The organism is Pseudoalteromonas sp. AS71, from assembly GCF_038900275.1.
GTDB lineage: Bacteria > Pseudomonadota > Gammaproteobacteria > Enterobacterales > Alteromonadaceae > Pseudoalteromonas.
Window position 1 is genome coordinate 41229 of sequence record NZ_JBBMQZ010000010.1, and the last position, 16709, is coordinate 57937.

The 16709-nt window shown below is 39.0% G+C and carries 15 protein-coding genes; 4 read left to right on the forward strand and 11 right to left on the reverse strand.

What is annotated here, in order from left to right; translation table 11 throughout:
• Positions 1 to 207: 207 nt before the first annotated feature.
• Positions 208 to 1215 carry a rhodanese-related sulfurtransferase gene (locus WNY98_RS09345; RefSeq protein ID WP_024600244.1) on the reverse strand — a complete coding sequence of 336 codons (1008 nt, stop codon included), beginning with the start codon at positions 1213 to 1215 and terminating at the stop codon, positions 208 to 210.
• Between the two features lie 209 nt (positions 1216 to 1424).
• Here WNY98_RS09345 and WNY98_RS09350 point away from each other — a divergent pair, with 209 nt between their 5' ends.
• On the forward strand, positions 1425 to 2753 hold the full coding sequence (locus WNY98_RS09350) for a DEAD/DEAH box helicase (protein ID WP_024600245.1): 1329 nt from the start codon (positions 1425 to 1427) through the stop codon (positions 2751 to 2753).
• 2 nt (positions 2754 to 2755) lie between these two features.
• Positions 2756 to 3589 carry a S1-like domain-containing RNA-binding protein gene (locus tag WNY98_RS09355; protein WP_024590152.1) on the forward strand — a complete coding sequence of 278 codons (834 nt, stop codon included), beginning with the start codon at positions 2756 to 2758 and terminating at the stop codon, positions 3587 to 3589.
• Between the two features lie 43 nt (positions 3590 to 3632).
• Here WNY98_RS09355 and WNY98_RS09360 read toward each other — a convergent pair whose 3' ends face one another.
• From WNY98_RS09360 to gyrA, 10 genes are all read right to left on the reverse strand, one after another.
• A complete protein-coding gene (locus WNY98_RS09360; protein ID WP_342877745.1) occupies positions 3633 to 4007 on the reverse strand; it encodes a hypothetical protein in 375 nt (124 codons plus the stop codon).
• 94 nt (positions 4008 to 4101) lie between these two features.
• Positions 4102 to 4806 carry an orotidine-5'-phosphate decarboxylase gene (gene pyrF / locus WNY98_RS09365; protein ID WP_342877746.1) on the reverse strand — a complete coding sequence of 235 codons (705 nt, stop codon included), beginning with the start codon at positions 4804 to 4806 and terminating at the stop codon, positions 4102 to 4104.
• A gap of 349 nt (positions 4807 to 5155) precedes the next feature.
• Positions 5156 to 6292 (reverse strand): lipopolysaccharide assembly protein LapB, encoded by a 1137-nt coding sequence (gene lapB, locus WNY98_RS09370; protein ID WP_024600248.1) that lies wholly within the window; start codon positions 6290 to 6292, stop codon positions 5156 to 5158.
• 2 nt (positions 6293 to 6294) lie between these two features.
• Positions 6295 to 6576 carry a LapA family protein gene (locus WNY98_RS09375; RefSeq protein WP_024600249.1) on the reverse strand — a complete coding sequence of 94 codons (282 nt, stop codon included), beginning with the start codon at positions 6574 to 6576 and terminating at the stop codon, positions 6295 to 6297.
• Positions 6577 to 6597: 21 nt separating this feature from the next.
• A complete protein-coding gene (gene ihfB, locus WNY98_RS09380) occupies positions 6598 to 6885 on the reverse strand; it encodes an integration host factor subunit beta (protein WP_007583054.1) in 288 nt (95 codons plus the stop codon).
• Positions 6886 to 6952: 67 nt separating this feature from the next.
• Complete coding sequence (rpsA, locus tag WNY98_RS09385; RefSeq protein WP_002961176.1) at positions 6953 to 8620, reverse strand: 30S ribosomal protein S1; 1668 nt, start codon at positions 8618 to 8620, stop codon at positions 6953 to 6955.
• Between the two features lie 96 nt (positions 8621 to 8716).
• Entirely contained in the window at positions 8717 to 9427 is a 711-nt protein-coding gene (gene cmk / locus WNY98_RS09390; RefSeq protein WP_024600250.1) for a (d)CMP kinase, read from the reverse strand.
• A 106-nt stretch (positions 9428 to 9533) separates the two neighbouring features.
• The gene (aroA, locus tag WNY98_RS09395; protein ID WP_024600251.1) at positions 9534 to 10811 is read right to left on the reverse strand and encodes a 3-phosphoshikimate 1-carboxyvinyltransferase; all 1278 of its coding nucleotides are present in this window, start codon (positions 10809 to 10811) and stop codon (positions 9534 to 9536) included.
• Positions 10811 to 11893 (reverse strand): 3-phosphoserine/phosphohydroxythreonine transaminase, encoded by a 1083-nt coding sequence (gene serC / locus WNY98_RS09400; protein ID WP_024600252.1) that lies wholly within the window; start codon positions 11891 to 11893, stop codon positions 10811 to 10813. The genes aroA and serC overlap by 1 nt, the downstream gene beginning before the upstream one ends.
• Positions 11894 to 12051: 158 nt before the next feature.
• The gene (gyrA, locus tag WNY98_RS09405; RefSeq protein WP_024600253.1) at positions 12052 to 14751 is read right to left on the reverse strand and encodes a DNA topoisomerase (ATP-hydrolyzing) subunit A; all 2700 of its coding nucleotides are present in this window, start codon (positions 14749 to 14751) and stop codon (positions 12052 to 12054) included.
• A 176-nt stretch (positions 14752 to 14927) separates the two neighbouring features.
• Between gyrA and ubiG the strand changes: the two genes are divergently transcribed.
• Together ubiG and WNY98_RS09415 are read left to right on the forward strand one after the other, a co-directional pair.
• The gene (gene ubiG / locus WNY98_RS09410; RefSeq protein WP_024600254.1) at positions 14928 to 15638 is read left to right on the forward strand and encodes a bifunctional 2-polyprenyl-6-hydroxyphenol methylase/3-demethylubiquinol 3-O-methyltransferase UbiG; all 711 of its coding nucleotides are present in this window, start codon (positions 14928 to 14930) and stop codon (positions 15636 to 15638) included.
• Positions 15638 to 16318, forward strand: a complete 681-nt coding sequence (locus WNY98_RS09415; protein ID WP_342877747.1) for an HAD-IA family hydrolase — start codon at positions 15638 to 15640, stop codon at positions 16316 to 16318. The genes ubiG and WNY98_RS09415 overlap by 1 nt, the downstream gene beginning before the upstream one ends.
• The last annotated feature ends 391 nt before the right edge of the window (positions 16319 to 16709 follow it).

Below are 16709 nucleotides of genomic sequence, written 5' to 3' on the forward strand. Positions count from 1 at the left end.
ACCCTAACTAATTATTATTTTCATTACCGTACGAAGTCTAACAGCTGTTTGATCAATAAATAGGTTAGAACGATAAATTAGCAAAACAATAGGATGAGTTTACGTAGGTGATACCAATTTAGGTAAAACTAACAAAAAATACAAGTGACAGTTAAAACTAAAAAGCCCAGCATAAGCTGGGCTAATAAAAGTATTCATTAATAAATGTTATTTACCGCGCTGAGCATCCTTTTGCGCTTTTTTAGCCTCTTTACGTTGCTGTAAAACTGCCTGTGCTTCGCTACCAATATGGCCTTCACCACGCGCTTGCGCGAGCTCAATCTGTTTTTGGCGTTCAGCAAAGCGTGTCCGCTGTTCATCCGTTACTTCTTCAATACAATGATGGCAAGATACACCTTCCATGTATTCAGGCTTTAATTTTTCTTCTTCTGTAATTGGCATACGACAGGCGTGACATTGATCATAAGAACCTTTTTGTAAGTCGTGATCAACCGCTACACGATTATCAAATACAAAACACTCGCCTTCCCACATTGTTTCTTCTTTTGGCACTTCTTCTAGGTATTTTAAAATACCACCTTCAAGATGATATACCTCATCAAAGCCTTGCTCTTTCATATACGCAGTTGATTTTTCACAGCGAATACCGCCAGTACAAAACATAGCCACTTTTTTATGTTTTTCAGGGTCTAAGTTTTCTTTTGCCCACTGAGGAAACTCACGAAATGTTTTAGTGTTTGGATCGACTGCGTTTTGAAAAGTACCAATTTCTATTTCGTAATCATTACGAGTATCAATAAGTATAACGTCAGGATCTGATATTAACGCATTCCATTCATTAGGCTTAACATAACTACCTACAACTTTTAGAGGGTCTACACCTTCAACCCCCATAGTTACAATTTCTTTTTTTAATTTTACTTTAGTACGGTAAAACGGGCATTCATCATCGTAAGATTCTTTTGTTACGATATTTTTTAAATTAGGTTGCTCATCAAGCCAGGCTAATAGATTATCTATGCCTTCACGTTTAGCAGAAACCGTACCGTTAATACCTTCAGCTGCAATAAGTAAAGTACCACGAACCTCGTTTGCTTCCATTACCTCAAGTAATGGCTTTCTAAGGGCTTCATACTCAGGTAAAGCCACAAACTTATACATTGCACACACTACAAAGTGGTCCTTTGTCACATCATTTTTATGAACTGCCGTCATCTTATTTCCTATTTTGCTTTTAGTTGCCACAATTGGCATTTACCGAATCGTAAATCCGGCGCATATGGGGCGCGTATTTTACGCTTTTTTAGTTTAATTGCAAAAAATAGCGCTATAGATTGGTTTTTACTGTTAGCGACCTATCTGTGTAAGCTATAATGCGCTGATAAATTTATAGACTTAATTTGCTTATTTTGGAGAAACACACATTGCAGTTTACTGATCTTGGGATTGATACACGCCTTGAAACACAATTAGCACATCAAGGGATCACCCAGCCCACCGATATTCAAGCGCATGCAGTGCCTACCGCACTTGCAGGGCATGACATTTTCGCTCAGTCGAAAACTGGGTCGGGCAAAACCTTGGCGTTTTTATTACCTGCTGTACAAAGGGTTATGAAACAAAAAGCACTCAGTAAACGCGATCCTCGTGTACTTATTGTTGCTCCTACGCGTGAGCTTGCTACGCAAGTATTTACTCAGCTGCGTTTATTAATTGCAGGCACAGCTATTAAGGCCGTAAAAATACTTGGCGGCGAGAACTTTAATGACCAAATAAAAGCACTTAGAAATGATCCACAATTTGTAGTTGCTACACCTGGGCGTTTAGCCGATCACATTACAAAACGATCTTTACAATTGAGTGGGCTAGAACTGCTTATTTTTGATGAAGCCGATCGTATATTAGATTTAGGCTTTACTGAGCAGTTGAAAATGATTAACGAGCAAGCTAATCACCGTTTACGCCAAACGTTATTGTTTTCTGCAACACTTGACCATGCGCAAGTAGACGCTCTATCACGTAATCTATTAAAAAAGCCAAAGCAAATTACGCTAAGTGCAGCGAACGAGCAACATAGCGATATTAAACAAACGTTATACCTTGCCGATCATCTTGATCATAAAGAAGCGCTATTAGAGCACTTTTTGAATCAAGATGATGTTGGGCAGTGCATTATTTTCACGGCAACGCGTTCTGACACGAGTCGTTTGAGTGAGGCGCTCAATGCTAAAGGCTTTAAGTCTGTAGCGCTTGCAGGTGACTTAACGCAAAATAAACGTTTAGATATAATGGATTCATTTAGTCGCGAAAACTTTAAAATATTAATCACAACCGATGTTGCATCTCGTGGTTTAGATTTACTAAGTGTAACGCATGTTATTAACTTTGATTTGCCAAAACACGCTGAAGAATATGTACACCGCATTGGCCGTACAGGCCGTGCTGGTTTTAAAGGTAATGCTTTATCGCTTGTTGGACCTAAAGACTGGGCAAGCTATTTAGCTATTAAATCGTTTTTGAACGATGAGCTTGTATTTGCAAGTGTCGAAGGTTTAAAAGCGAAGTTTAAAGGTATTAAAGAGAAAAAGCCTGAAGCAACGTGGGATAAATCTAAAGAAAAATCTGCCGCTGTTAAAAAGCCTGTATTTAAACGCAAAGCCAAACCTAAAAAGCCAACAGCACCAATTAAAGCACCAATGAACATTGATGGCGATACACCAATGCGCCGTAAAAAAAAGACTGAGCAGGAATAATTATGAGTTACCTAGGAACCACACAAACATTATTTGTAAAAGAAGTGAGTAACGAAGGTGCTTACTTAGACGGTCATGATTTAGGTGAAGTGTTTTTACCAAAACAAGAAATTAAACATGAGCTTGAAGCGGGCGATAGCATTAGTGTATTTATCTTCTTAGACAACGCTAACTTAGCAACTGCCACAACTAAAAAGCCACACGCACAAGTAGGTGAATATGCCCTGCTTCGCGTTAAAGAAATTAATAGTATTGGTGCGTTTTTAGATTGGGGTCTTGAAAAAGATGTATTAACCCCATTTAACGAACAAAAACCACGTATGCAAGAAGGTCACTCATATCTAGTTCGTTTGTACCTTGATAATGCAAGCCAACGTATTTGTGCATCAAACAACTTTAATCGCTTTCTATCTAAAGATGAGCCGCAGTATACGCACTTACAAGAAGTGGATTTAATTGTTGCTGGCAAAACAGATATTGGCTACAAGGTATTAATTGAAGAATCGCACTTTGGTGTTGTTTTCTACAATATGGTATTTAAAAGCTTATTTGTGGGTCAAAAGCTTAAAGGGTTCATTCAAAAAGTACGTGAAGACGGAAAAATTGATGTTGTACTAGAAAAGCCGGGGATGGGTAAAGTAAGTGACCTTGGTGAAACTATTATGCAAAAACTTAAAAACGAAGGTGGAGTTATTCCATTAGGCGATAAGTCCGAACCTGAAGCGATTAAAAAGATGTTTTCTACTAGTAAAGCTAACTATAAAAAAGCAATTGGTGGATTATTCAAACAAGAGTTAATAGATATTGAAGCGAAATCCATTCGCTTAAGATCTTAATCATAAATAATAGGCTTTAATTACTAATATTATTTGTTTGTAATTAACCTAGAATGTACTTATAAGGCAATGTACATTGCGTATATTGCCTTGAATAATCAAGCACTTCACCCTTTGACTCTAGGTTAAGCGGTGCCAAACGAAAAACCTTCTTTTCGCATTCTGTTTTTTTATCATCAAGCTTAGATATGCAATCAGTTACCGTTATATGCTGAGATATCAGTGTATCCTCATTTTTGTAACACAGGTGGTGTGCATAATTTCGCATTGTTTGTTTAAAATCGAACATATTAATAGGATAGTTCGAGATTATATCTGTTACTGATGTAACATCATCATATGCTTTATTAGAAAAGACGTACTTATTTACCGAAAAACCCGCAACAATAATAATTATGAAACCTAATAATAACTTCAAAGCAAACCCCTACTACATTATTAATACTAATAATGTAACATAAAATACACATGTAGTAAGGGGTTTTAGCACTATATTGCTGCTTTTTGTTAAATTACGCTATGGATTTATTAACATCACTAAGCACTTTTACGGGATTATCCGCCTGAGTAATAGGTCGACCTATAACTAAATAATCACTTCCTGCATCAATTGCTTGCTTAGGAGTCATGATACGCTTTTGATCGCCGGCATCACTCCCTTCAGGACGTATACCTGGCGTAACAAGCTTAAAACTCTCACCTAACTCTGTTTTTAAGGCTTTTGCTTCTTGTGCAGAACACACAACGCCATCAAGCCCAGCTTCCTTTGCAAGCTTAGCTAAATATATAACTTGCTCTTGAGCTGATTTATCAACGCCTAAGCGCTTTAATTCTGTTTCATCCATGCTTGTTAATACAGTAACAGCGATAAGTAATGGCGCTTTATCGCCAAACTGTTCTAGAGCCGATTTAGCTTTGCTCATCATTTCAAAACCACCAGAAGCATGAACATTTACCATCCACACACCCATTTTAGCCGCAGCAGTAACAGCTTTAGCTACTGTATTAGGGATGTCATGAAACTTTAAATCTAGAAAAACATCAAAACCTAAATCAATTAACTCTTTAACGAATGTAGGTCCAAAATAAGTAAACATCTCTTTGCCTACTTTAAGACGACATGTATCAGGAGAAAGTTGTTTAACAAAGTTTAAAGCAATCTCTTGGTCATCGTAATCTAATGCTATAAGAATTTTTTTTGAGTGTTCGAAAGACATGACTATCCTAATGTATGGCTATAATACCAATCCGCAATAATACTTAATCAATTTGAAGGACTAAATTTGACGCTAACTGCTTAAAAATTTCTGATATACAACAATAAAATAACGAAATTCTTGCCTTGTTATCGACACAATTTTCTTGCCTCAAAACAGACCACTTAATAAGCGAATTGATATAAAGTAATTGTTTAAATAGATTTAATGCAATAGTGCTAGCTGGTAATTTGAGAGAAGGTGTAGAGAAATTTATATAGACACAACATCAAAAAATTCCAACCCAGTAAACTCTCAGTTTAATTTGCTAAAATTATCATAGTTAAATCCGATATTATTTAAGGGGTTATTAAAATCCGTCTAAGCCTCGACTTGGAACAATGGTTTCCCAATGCTTACAAGAAGGGCAATTCCAATATATGGTGTAGCTCGTAAAACCACAGTGCTGACATTGAAAATCAGGTTTTGTAGCAATATAAGACGTTACAAGCTTATCAATTTCGTTAAGTACTTCTTTAGTATTTTTGTTTTGGTCACCCATTAATTGCAGTAAAAAACTGAAACCACGAATAGTAGGTTGACGTTTTAAGCTATCAGTTAGAAATTCAAAGGCTTGTTTAGTGTGCCCTTGCTCAAGTAATGCTTGGCAATGTTTTATTTTAATTAATACACCACCCTTCTCTAACAAGTCACTGACTAACTCATGAAATTGATGCGTTAGATTTAATTGTTTATAGCTGTGAGCTAGCTCATCAATAAACAACGGCGCAAACAAAGTGAATTGTGATACTAGCTCACGCCAGTAATAAATAGCTTTAACGTAATCTTCTTTCGCGTAAGCAACTAACCCTAACTCGTAAAGCGGACGTACGGCTTTATAATTTAAGCTAATCGCTTTTCTCATTAGTTGAGGTGTATTTTCACTTAAAGCCGACTCACAATAAAAATTAGCGATCGCTTTAAATTGTTGTTCTTTTGCAAATAGCTCGCTGTGGGCTTCAAACATGTTGATGCCTTTTTCCCATTCACGGGTTTGCGAGTATAAAGTAATAATAGGATCTAGCGCTTCTACATGCCCTGCTTTAACTAACCAAACTAAGTGCTCTTCTGCACTATCTAGTAGACCAGCCATTATGTAATCTTCGGCAAGTTCTAAACGGCTAGTTGCAGCTTGTTGTTCATTTAAGCTTGGGTGTTTTAAAAGAAGTTCATGGATTTTTATTGCGCGGTCTAGTTCACCTCTACGGCGAAACATAGTAGCAAGTGTAGAATAGTGTTCAACAGAGTCAGCCGAAACTTCAAGCAAATTAATTAAGTGCTCTAAGCCTTGGTCTTCTTCTCTGTCGAGTAGAAACTTTAAGCCTTTGCTGTATTCAGAAGTGATCTGACGATTAAGTTGATGAGCTTGGTTTTTGGCACTATTTTTACCCATAATCCAACCGTAACCAGCGGCAACAGGTAATAGTAAAAACAAAAGCTCAATCATAGTTAGGTGTCTTTATTCGCGGCAAGCTTTTTTTTATCTTTTTCAGGCGCTAATTGCTTTTTTAAGCGGTAGTTTTGCCACTTTAATTGCGAAAACAATTTAAAGCTAATAAAACAACCAATCAAAACACCTAATAAAAAGCAGATACTTATTATTACAGCTAAAGGTAATGTATTACTGGCTATAATATAATTTATTTGTACTAACTGTGGGTTTTGTGACCCTAATACAAATGCACTGATAAGGCATAGTGCAACCAGAATAATTTTTAATACCTTAAACAAGTAACTACTCCACTAAGTTAACTAGGCAATGCTTTCATTTACGCGGTCGCGTAATTCTTTGCCTGGTTTAAAATGAGGTACATGCTTTCCTTCAAGCTCAACTGTGTCGCCAGTCTTAGGATTACGACCTGTGCGAGGAGCGCGGAAATGCAAAGAGAAACTACCAAAACCTCTGATCTCAATACGATCTGAAGTAGATAATGAGCCGGCCATTTGTTCAAGAATTTCTTTTACAGCATTCTCAACATCTTTCACTGGAACGTGTGCGTGTTGTTCCGCAAGTGTTTCTATCAGTTCTGACTTAGTCATAGCGTTTCCTTAAAAAGAGATATAGGAAGGGCAAAAAATGCCCTTCCAACTAAAAACTAATTATATATTAGTCTTTTTGTGCATTTGCGAAAGCAGCTGCCATTGCGTTTTCAAACACTGGCTCTTCTTTCTTAAGCTTCTCTAGTACTTCTTTCTCTTCTGCTTCGAAAAGAGCTTTTACAGATAAGCTTAAAGTGCGGTTCTTACGATCAACACCAACGTATTTAACTTCAATCTCGTCGCCTACAGAAACAACAGTAGTTGCATCTTCAACGCGCTCTTGAGCGATATCAGCTACACGGATGTAACCTTCAACGCCTTCGATAAGTTCAACAGTTGCGCCTTTCGCATCAACTTCAGTCACTTTACCTTTAACAATAGCACCTTTTTTGTTTGCATCAAGGTAGTTATTGAATGGGTCAGCTTCGATTTGCTTAACACCTAGAGAGATACGTTCACGCTCTGGGTCAACTTGCAATACGATAGCAGTGATTTCGTCGCCTTTCTTGAATTCACGTACAGCTTCTTCGCCAGGTGTATTCCAAGAAATGTCTGAAAGGTGTACAAGACCGTCAATACCACCGTCAAGACCGATAAAGATACCGAAGTCAGTGATTGATTTGATCTTACCAGTAACTTGATCGCCTTTGTTTTGTAGACGAGCAAATTCCTGCCAAGGATTAGCAATACATTGCTTAAGACCAAGAGAAATACGACGACGTTCTTCGTCAATTTCTAAAACCATAACTTCAACAGTGTCGCCTAAGCTAACAACTTTTGAAGGATGGATATTTTTGTTAGTCCAATCCATTTCAGAAACGTGTACTAAACCTTCAACGCCTTCTTCGATTTCCACGAAACAGCCGTAATCTGTAAGATTAGTAACACGACCAGAAAGTTTAGAACCTTCTGGGTAACGACCAGCGATAGCTGCCCATGGATCTTCACCAAGCTGTTTAAGGCCTAGAGATACACGAGTTTTATCTTTGTCGAATTTAAGAACTTTAACTGCGATTTCGTCGCCAACATTAACGATTTCTGAAGGGTGCTTAACACGCTTCCAAGCCATATCAGTAATGTGTAGTAGACCATCAACACCACCAAGGTCAACGAATGCACCGTAGTCAGTAAGGTTCTTAACGATACCTTTAACTTCTTGGCCTTCAACAAGGTTAGCAAGAAGCTCTTCACGTTCTTGTGAGTTTTCAGATTCGATAACTGCACGACGTGAAACAACAACGTTGTTACGTTTTTGGTCAAGCTTGATTACTTTAAATTCAAGCTCTTTGCCTTCAAGGTGAGTTGTGTCACGTACTGGACGAACATCAACAAGTGAACCAGGTAGGAAAGCACGGATTGAATCAACTTCAACTGTGAAACCGCCTTTAACTTTACCGTTGATAACACCAGTAACAGTCTCTTGCTCTTCACATGCTTTCTCAAGACGGATCCATGCTTCGTGACGCTTAGCTTTCTCACGAGAAAGAATAGTTTCACCGAAACCGTCTTCAATTGCATCTAGTGCAACATCTACTTCGTCGCCAACAGCAACTTCAAGTTCACCAGCAGCATTTTTGAACTGCTCAGCAGGGATAGCACTTTCTGATTTAAGACCAGCATCTACAAGTACAATGTTGTTCTCGATTGAGATTACTGTACCTTTAACGATAGAGCCTTGCTCTGCTTCAAAACCCTTTAAGCTTTCTTCAAATAACTGCGCAAAATTTTCTGACATACGAATATACGTCTCTATATATTATACCAATAAGCAACCATGCTGCATGGGGTTGTTAAAATAGCACTGGCATCCTGCTGGCGCATAAAATGTGTTTTAGCTTCGTTTAGGAAGCTTACCTTCAGAGATTGCAATATCTAATAAAGTTATTACCTTATCAAACACTTGCTGTGCATTAAGTTCGCTAGTATCGATCTCAATAGCATCTTCTGCAGGTACAAGCGGAGCAACGGCACGATTCATATCGCGCTCATCACGAGCTTGAATGTCCTGTAATAGACCACTTAGTGTAACATCAAGACCGCGCGTATTCAACTCAACAAAGCGTCTACGAGCACGCTCTTCTGCACTTGCTGTTAAATATATTTTTAACGGAGCATCTTGAAAAACGACAGTGCCCATATCACGACCATCGGCGATTAAGCCATTTTCACTACGAAATGCACGCTGGCGACGTAATAATGCTTCACGAACGCGAGGTAATGCTGCAACCTTTGACGCTGCAGCGCCTACTTCTTCGTTACGAATAGTAGTGGTTACATCTTCGCCTTCTAAAATAACTTTTCCTGCATTAGTCTGGCTATCTACCAAAAACTGCACATCTAAATTTGCAGCAAGAGGGACAAGCCCTTCTTCATTGTCTAATGCAATTTGGTGATGAAGTGCAGCTAAAGATAAAACGCGATAAATCGCACCGCTATCTAATACATCCCACCCTAACTTGTCGGCTAACAAGCGACAAACAGTTCCTTTACCTGAACCACTTGGGCCATCAACGGTGATCACGGGCATTAATAACGCCTGCATTTAAAACCTCCTGCAATGCACACCTAAATAAACCGCGACATTATACGTCAGTTATTAAAATATATCTGCTATTAGTGTGTAACTTTTGTAATTACTTCTAAATAGCTTATTCACTGACTGATGCTAAAACATTGAAAAATGTAGGGAATGTTTTATAAGTACACTTTGGATCATTAATCGTTATTGGCTTTCCGCCTACGGCAACCATAGCAAAACACATAGCTATACGGTGATCGTCGTAAGTATCTATAGCAACATCATTAAAATGTTCAGGTGGAGTAATTTCTATAAAATCCTCACCCTCTACAACTTCAGCGCCTACTTTTCTAAGTTCAGTTGCCATTGCGTACAAACGGTCTGTTTCTTTAACGCGCCAGTTATAAATATTACGAATAGCAGTTTTACCTTTAGCAAATAAAGCAACTGTTGCAAGGGTCATAGCAGCATCAGGAATTGCATTCGCATCTATATCTACGCCATTAAGCTCGCCTTTGCGAACAACTAAGCGCTCATCATACCAATCAATTTTAGCGCCAACCTGCTCCATTACTTTAGCAAAGCCTATATCTCCTTGAACCGATTTAGCGCCAACACCTTTAATTTCTATCTCGCCACCGGCAATCGCTGCGGCTGCAACGAAATAAGAAGCCGATGAAGCATCACCTTCAACCATAATTCGCTCGACTGATTGATACTGTTGACCACCTTTAACGTTAAAAGTTACATAGTCACTGTGCTCAACATCAATACCAAAGCGCGCCATAACACCTAACGTAATATCAATATAAGGCTTAGATACTAAAGTACCCTTAATAGTTATATTTGTATCGCCGTTAAATAAAGGAGCTGCCATTAACAAGGCAGTTAAAAACTGACTTGAAATACTGCCATCAATTTCAACTTCACCGCCATTGATTTGGCCGCCTACGATTTTGAGTGGTGGATAATCTTTATGTTTTGTATAGGTAACATCGCCACCAAGTGTTTGTAGAGCATCAACTAAGTGCCCTATCGGACGCTCTTCCATGCGTGGCTCGCCTATTAACTCATATTCGCCACTTACAGCCGCAAGCACTGCTGTCAAAGGTCGATAAGCAGTACCTGCATTACCTAAAAATAATGGTTCACTTGGTGTTTTAAACACACCACCAACCCCCTCTACAGTAGCTACAGTGCGCTCTTCATTAAGTGTTACATTTACACCTAAAAGCTTCAGAGCACCCAACATATGACGAATATCATCACTATCAAGTAAGTTCTCTACAACGGTGGTACCGCTTGCAAGTGCTGCTAATAATAAAATTCTGTTCGATAAGCTTTTTGAGCCAGGCAGAGTAACAGTCCCATTTACACGTGAAATGGGCTCTAAACGAAGCTGCTCCATTAGCTGTGCTCCTTTGCAAATGCAGCCATAAAGTCTACAAGTGCTTGAACACCTTCAAGTGGCATTGCGTTATAGATACTTGCGCGCATGCCTCCCACAATTCGGTGCCCTTCAAGTGCAAGTAAACCGGCTTCGCTTGATTGAGCAACAAATTTGCTATTTAAGCTTTCATCATTTAACCAAAATGGGACATTCATGCGTGAACGACAATGCTTAGCAACAATATTTGAATAAAAGTCAGAGTTATCAATAAAATCATACAGTAAATCTGCTTTAGCAATATTTTGTGCTTCCATGGCTTTTACCCCACCATTGCTTTCAAGCCATTCAAATACTTCAGCCGCTAAATACCAAGCAAAGGTAGGTGGGGTATTAAACATACTGCCCTGCTTTGCTTCAAGTGCGTAATCTAAAATACCAGGCTTTGGCAAACCTTCGCGCTCAAGTAATGTTTTACGAACAATAACAATTGAAATACCCGATGGACCGATATTTTTTTGCGCACCAGCGTAAATTAAATCAAATTTATTAACGTCTATCTCACGCGATAAAATAGTTGAAGACATATCAGCAATAATCGGAGCTGTTGGATGACTCGGTACATCAAAAATCTCTAAGCCATCGACAGTCTCATTAGGGCAATAGTGGATGTACGCAGCATCTTCTGGTAATTCCCAGTCAGCAACGGCTTTAATTGAAAACTCACCATCTGCATCATTACGGACATCCGTAAAAGACGTTTGAGTGAACTTATTCGCTTCATCTCTGGCGCTTTTCGACCATACGCCATTCTCGCAATAAAACGCTGTTTTGCCTTCTTGGTGTAAATTTAATGGCACAGCACTAAACTGACCACGACCACCACCATGCATAAACAGCACTTCAAATTCATCACTAATATTCATTAGACGGCGAAGGCTGGCTTCACATTTAGCTGTAAGCGCCAAAAACTCTTTACTGCGATGGCTAATTTCCATCACAGACACACCTAGGTCTTGCCAATCTAGAAACTCTTTTTGCGCTTTTTTCATAACCGCTTGCGGAAGCATAGCTGGCCCCGCACAAAAATTATATTTACTCATTACCTTTGCCTCATTCCAGTAATTTAACTACTAAGTATGAACATTTAATACCAATCCGCTAAACCTTTAAAATTTAATGAATGAATATAATTTCACACTCTATTAATTTTTTTCAACAACATTAAAAAAAGCGGCCAAGGCCGCTTTTTCAATATCAATTATTCTGAAGGAGGATTATCATCCGCTACTTCATCAATAACCGTATCTACTGTTTCAACGTCTTCAATATCAATTAAGTCACTTTCTGTAACTTCAATCTCTTCTATACGTTGTAAACCAACTACTTGCTCTTCGTCAATAGTTCTGATCAAAATAACACCTTGCGTGTTACGTCCAACCGTAGAAACTTCATTAACGCGAGTTCGTACTAAGGTACCACGATTTGAAATAATCATTATTTCGTCGTTATCGTCAACTTGAACAGCACCAACAACAGCACCGTTACGTTCACTCACTTTGATAGATACAACACCTTGTGTTGCACGGCTCTTAGATGGGTAATCTTCAAGTTGTGTACGCTTACCGTAACCATTTTCAGTTACCGTTAAAATAGCACCGTCAGTTTTTGGTACAATTAACGATACTACGCGCTGCTCGTCTGGCATTTTAATACCACGAACACCTGTAGCCGTACGACCCATTGGACGAACACCTTTGAAACGAATCTCAGGGTTGCCTTCTTCATCAAGTACTGGGTTACCGTTTTCATCAACAACGGTTGTTTCTTCAGCTTCTTTAAAGCGTACTACTTTACCAGCATCAGTGAACAACATAATCTCGTTGCTACCATCGGTAATATCAACACCAATTAAGCTATCGCCATCATTTAAGTTAACAGCAATGATACCGCTAGCTCGTTGACGACTGTAAGCCGTTAATGGTGTTTTCTTAACTGTACCGAATGCAGTTGCCATAAAGATGTATTTATCTTCAGCGTACTCGCGTACTGGCAATATAGCAGTAATACGTTCATCTGCTTCAAGTGGTAACAAGTTAACAATTGGCTTACCGCGCGCTGCACGACTTGCTAGTGGTAACTGATACACTTTAAGCCAATATAAACGACCCGCTGTAGAGAAACATAAAATCGTATCGTGTGTATTTGCAACTAAAAGACGTTCGATGAAATCTTCATCTTTCATCTTCGTTGCTGACTTACCTTTACCACCACGACGCTGTGCTTCATAGTCAGACAATGCCTGATACTTCACATACCCTTCGTGAGAAAGCGTTACTACAACGTTTTCTTCAGTAATTAAGTCTTCAAGGCTGATATCGTGAGCCGCTGCATTAATCTCAGTACGACGTTCATCGCCATACTGCGCTTTAATTTCAACTAGCTCATCACGAATAACTTCCATTAAACGCTCAGGAGTCGCCAAAATATAAAGTAGTTCAGCAATTAGCTCTAATAACGATTGATATTCAGTTAAGATTTTTTCGTGTTCAAGACCAGTAAGCTTGTGTAAACGCAAATCTAGAATTGCTTGAGCTTGTTGCTCAGAAATATAGTATTGACCGTCGCGAATACCTAAATCAGCAGCAAGCCAATCTGGACGGGCTACATTATCTTCGCCTGCTTTCTCAAGCATACCTTGTACATGACCTAATTCCCACGGACGTGCTGTTAAGGCAATTTTAGCTTCAGCTGGTGTAGGGGATTTACGAATAAGTTCGATAATTGGGTCAATGTTTGCAAGCGCAATCGCTAAACCTTCAAGCGTGTGAGCACGGTCACGCGCTTTGCGTAAATCAAACACGGTACGACGAGTTACTACTTCACGGCGGTGAATAATAAACTCTTCAAGCATTTCTTTTAAATTAAAACACTTAGGTTGGTTATTAATTAAAGCAACCATATTCATACCAAACACAGTTTGTAACTGAGTTTGTGAATACAAGTTATTTAAAATAACTTCGCCTACGTCACCACGTTTAATCTCAATAACGATACGCATACCGTCTTTATCAGATTCATCTCGTAGCGCGCTAATACCTTCAATTTTTTTATCTTTAACTAGCTCAGCAATTTTTTCAATTAAGCGAGCTTTGTTAACTTGATAAGGAATTTCGTGAACGATAATTGTTTCACGACCTGTTTTTTCATCGGTTTCGATGTCGGCGCGTGCACGCATGTACACTTTACCACGGCCAGTTAAGTAGGCTTGTTCAATGCCCTTCTTACCGTTGATAATTGCAGCCGTTGGGAAATCAGGACCAGGGATATAATCCATTAACTCTAAAATAGTTAAATCAGGATTTTGAATAAGTGCCAAACACCCATTTACAACTTCAGTTAAGTTATGTGGTGGTATATTTGTAGCCATACCTACCGCAATACCCGACGAACCATTCACTAATAAATTAGGAACTTTCGTAGGTAAAACATCAGGGATGAACTCTGTGCCATCGTAGTTAGGAACGAAATCAACCGTTTCTTTTTCAAGATCGGCTAATAACTCATGCGACATTTTTGCCATACGTACTTCTGTATAACGCATTGCCGCTGCTGAATCACCATCAACCGAACCGAAGTTACCTTGGCCATCTACAAGCATATAACGCAGTGAGAATGGCTGAGCCATACGAACTATCGTGTCATAAACTGCACTGTCGCCGTGTGGGTGGTATTTACCGATTACGTCACCGACCACACGGGCCGATTTTTTGTAAGGCTTGTTCCAGTCATTACTAAGCTCGTTCATTGCAAACAAAACGCGGCGATGAACAGGTTTTAAGCCGTCACGTACGTCTGGTAATGCACGTCCTACGATTACGCTCATTGCGTAATCTAAGTAGGAGTTTTTTAACTCGTCTTCAATATTGACTGGCAGAATTTCATTGGCGAGATCAGTCATTTGATATCACATTCCTTCAGTATCAGCTCTCAACAACCCGGTATTGGGTATTAAGAGTATTGTTATTATTTCTAACAGCCATGCTATCACAATTAATTTTAATTTACAGGCGCAAAACTTTGCGATTTATCAATTTAGCCCTATATAATGGCCTCAGATTGACGAGGAAGTATTTTATGACCGAACATCAAAATGTAGATCACGCAGAAATAGCAAAATTTGAAGCCATCGCTGAGCGTTGGTGGGACCTAGACGGAGAATTCAAACCTCTTCACGAAATTAACCCGTTACGACTAGACTTTATAGCAAACAAAACGCAAGGCTTATTCGATAAAGAAACACTCGACGTTGGCTGTGGTGGCGGTATTTTAAGCCAAAGCATGGCACGCATGGGCGCAAAAGTAACCGGTATCGACATGGGTCAAGAGCCTTTAACTGTTGCTAAATTGCATAGTTTAGAGACAGGCGTAAATGTAGATTATATAAAAATACCTGCAGAAGAGTTTGCTTCGCAAAACCCAGAGCGCTTTGATGTAATAACCTGTATGGAAATGCTTGAGCACGTACCCGACCCAGCTTCTATCATTCATGCTGTAGCCGCACTTGCCAAACCAGGCGCGGATGTGTTTTTTTCAACCCTTAACAAAACACCTAAAGCATATTTATACGCGATTGTTGGCGCTGAAAAACTTTTAAAAATGGTACCTGAAGGTACACACGACCATAAAAAGTTTATAAAACCTGCACAGCTTATTGCATGGGCAGAGCAAGCCGGTTTAAAAGTCCGTGCAAGTACAGGGCTTTCTTATAACCCACTATCAAAGCAATATACGCTCAATAGTGACGTTAGCGTAAATTACATACTTTATTTTGAGAAGTTAGCTTAATGGCTAATTCTCAAGCCCCCTTACCCATTATTGAGTACGATGCATTTTTATTTGATTTAGACGGCACCCTACTCGACACCGCTGATGATTTAGGTGCCGCTTTAAACGCAGTTCTTATTAGCAATGAAATAGAACCAGTTAATAGTGATGTATACCGTCCTGCGGCATCTAACGGCGCAGGCGCATTATTAGAGGCTGGTTTTAAAGAATTATGGGACAAACAACACCAAAGCGAGCTTATAAAACAATTAGTTAACGAGTACGCTGCAAACATAGCAAAACACACGCATTGCTTCAGCGGAGTTGAATCGTTACTTATCGCCCTTGATCAGAAAAAGATCAAATGGGGGATCATGACTAACAAGCCTGGCTTTTTAACCGATCCTTTAGTGGCAGCTATTCCCGCATTGAAAAATGCCAGTGTAGTAATAAGTGGCGACACCTTAACTGAAGCTAAGCCATCACCTTTACCACTGCTACACTGTGCAAAGCTTATGCAAGTAGAACCAAAGCGTTGTTTATACATTGGTGATGCACAGCGAGACATACAAGCAGGCAAAGCCGCAGGTATGCATACCGCAACGGCTCTTTGGGGTTACATCCCAAGTAAAGATGAAGCGATAGCTTGGGAAGCCAATTTTAACTGGCTAAGTCCAATTGACGGTTTTAACCATATATAGTGTCATGTTAATTATTAAACACTATATATTGTGATTGTGTTAGTTTTCACACAAAGCTTGCTGATAAAAAAAGCAGTCAAAATTTATTTTTAAAATGCGTAAATTTAGCAGATCATTAGTTGATTTTTGCATATTTCAACTTAAATGATTGTTCGAAGGTGAGTGTCTACTAACACAAATGCGTTATCCCAAAGTTATCCACAAATAGGGGCAATTATGTCCCTTGCAAAACAACTCAGACCACACTATCTTGTGATCTCTAAATTGAACAACACCAGATATTGTGGCCAAATGTTATTCAATTAAATTCGTCAATACGGTGAAACCTATAATAAATGAGTATGTACCTTGCTTCGGCGAGGTATAAAGCATTGGTCAAAATACATAATTC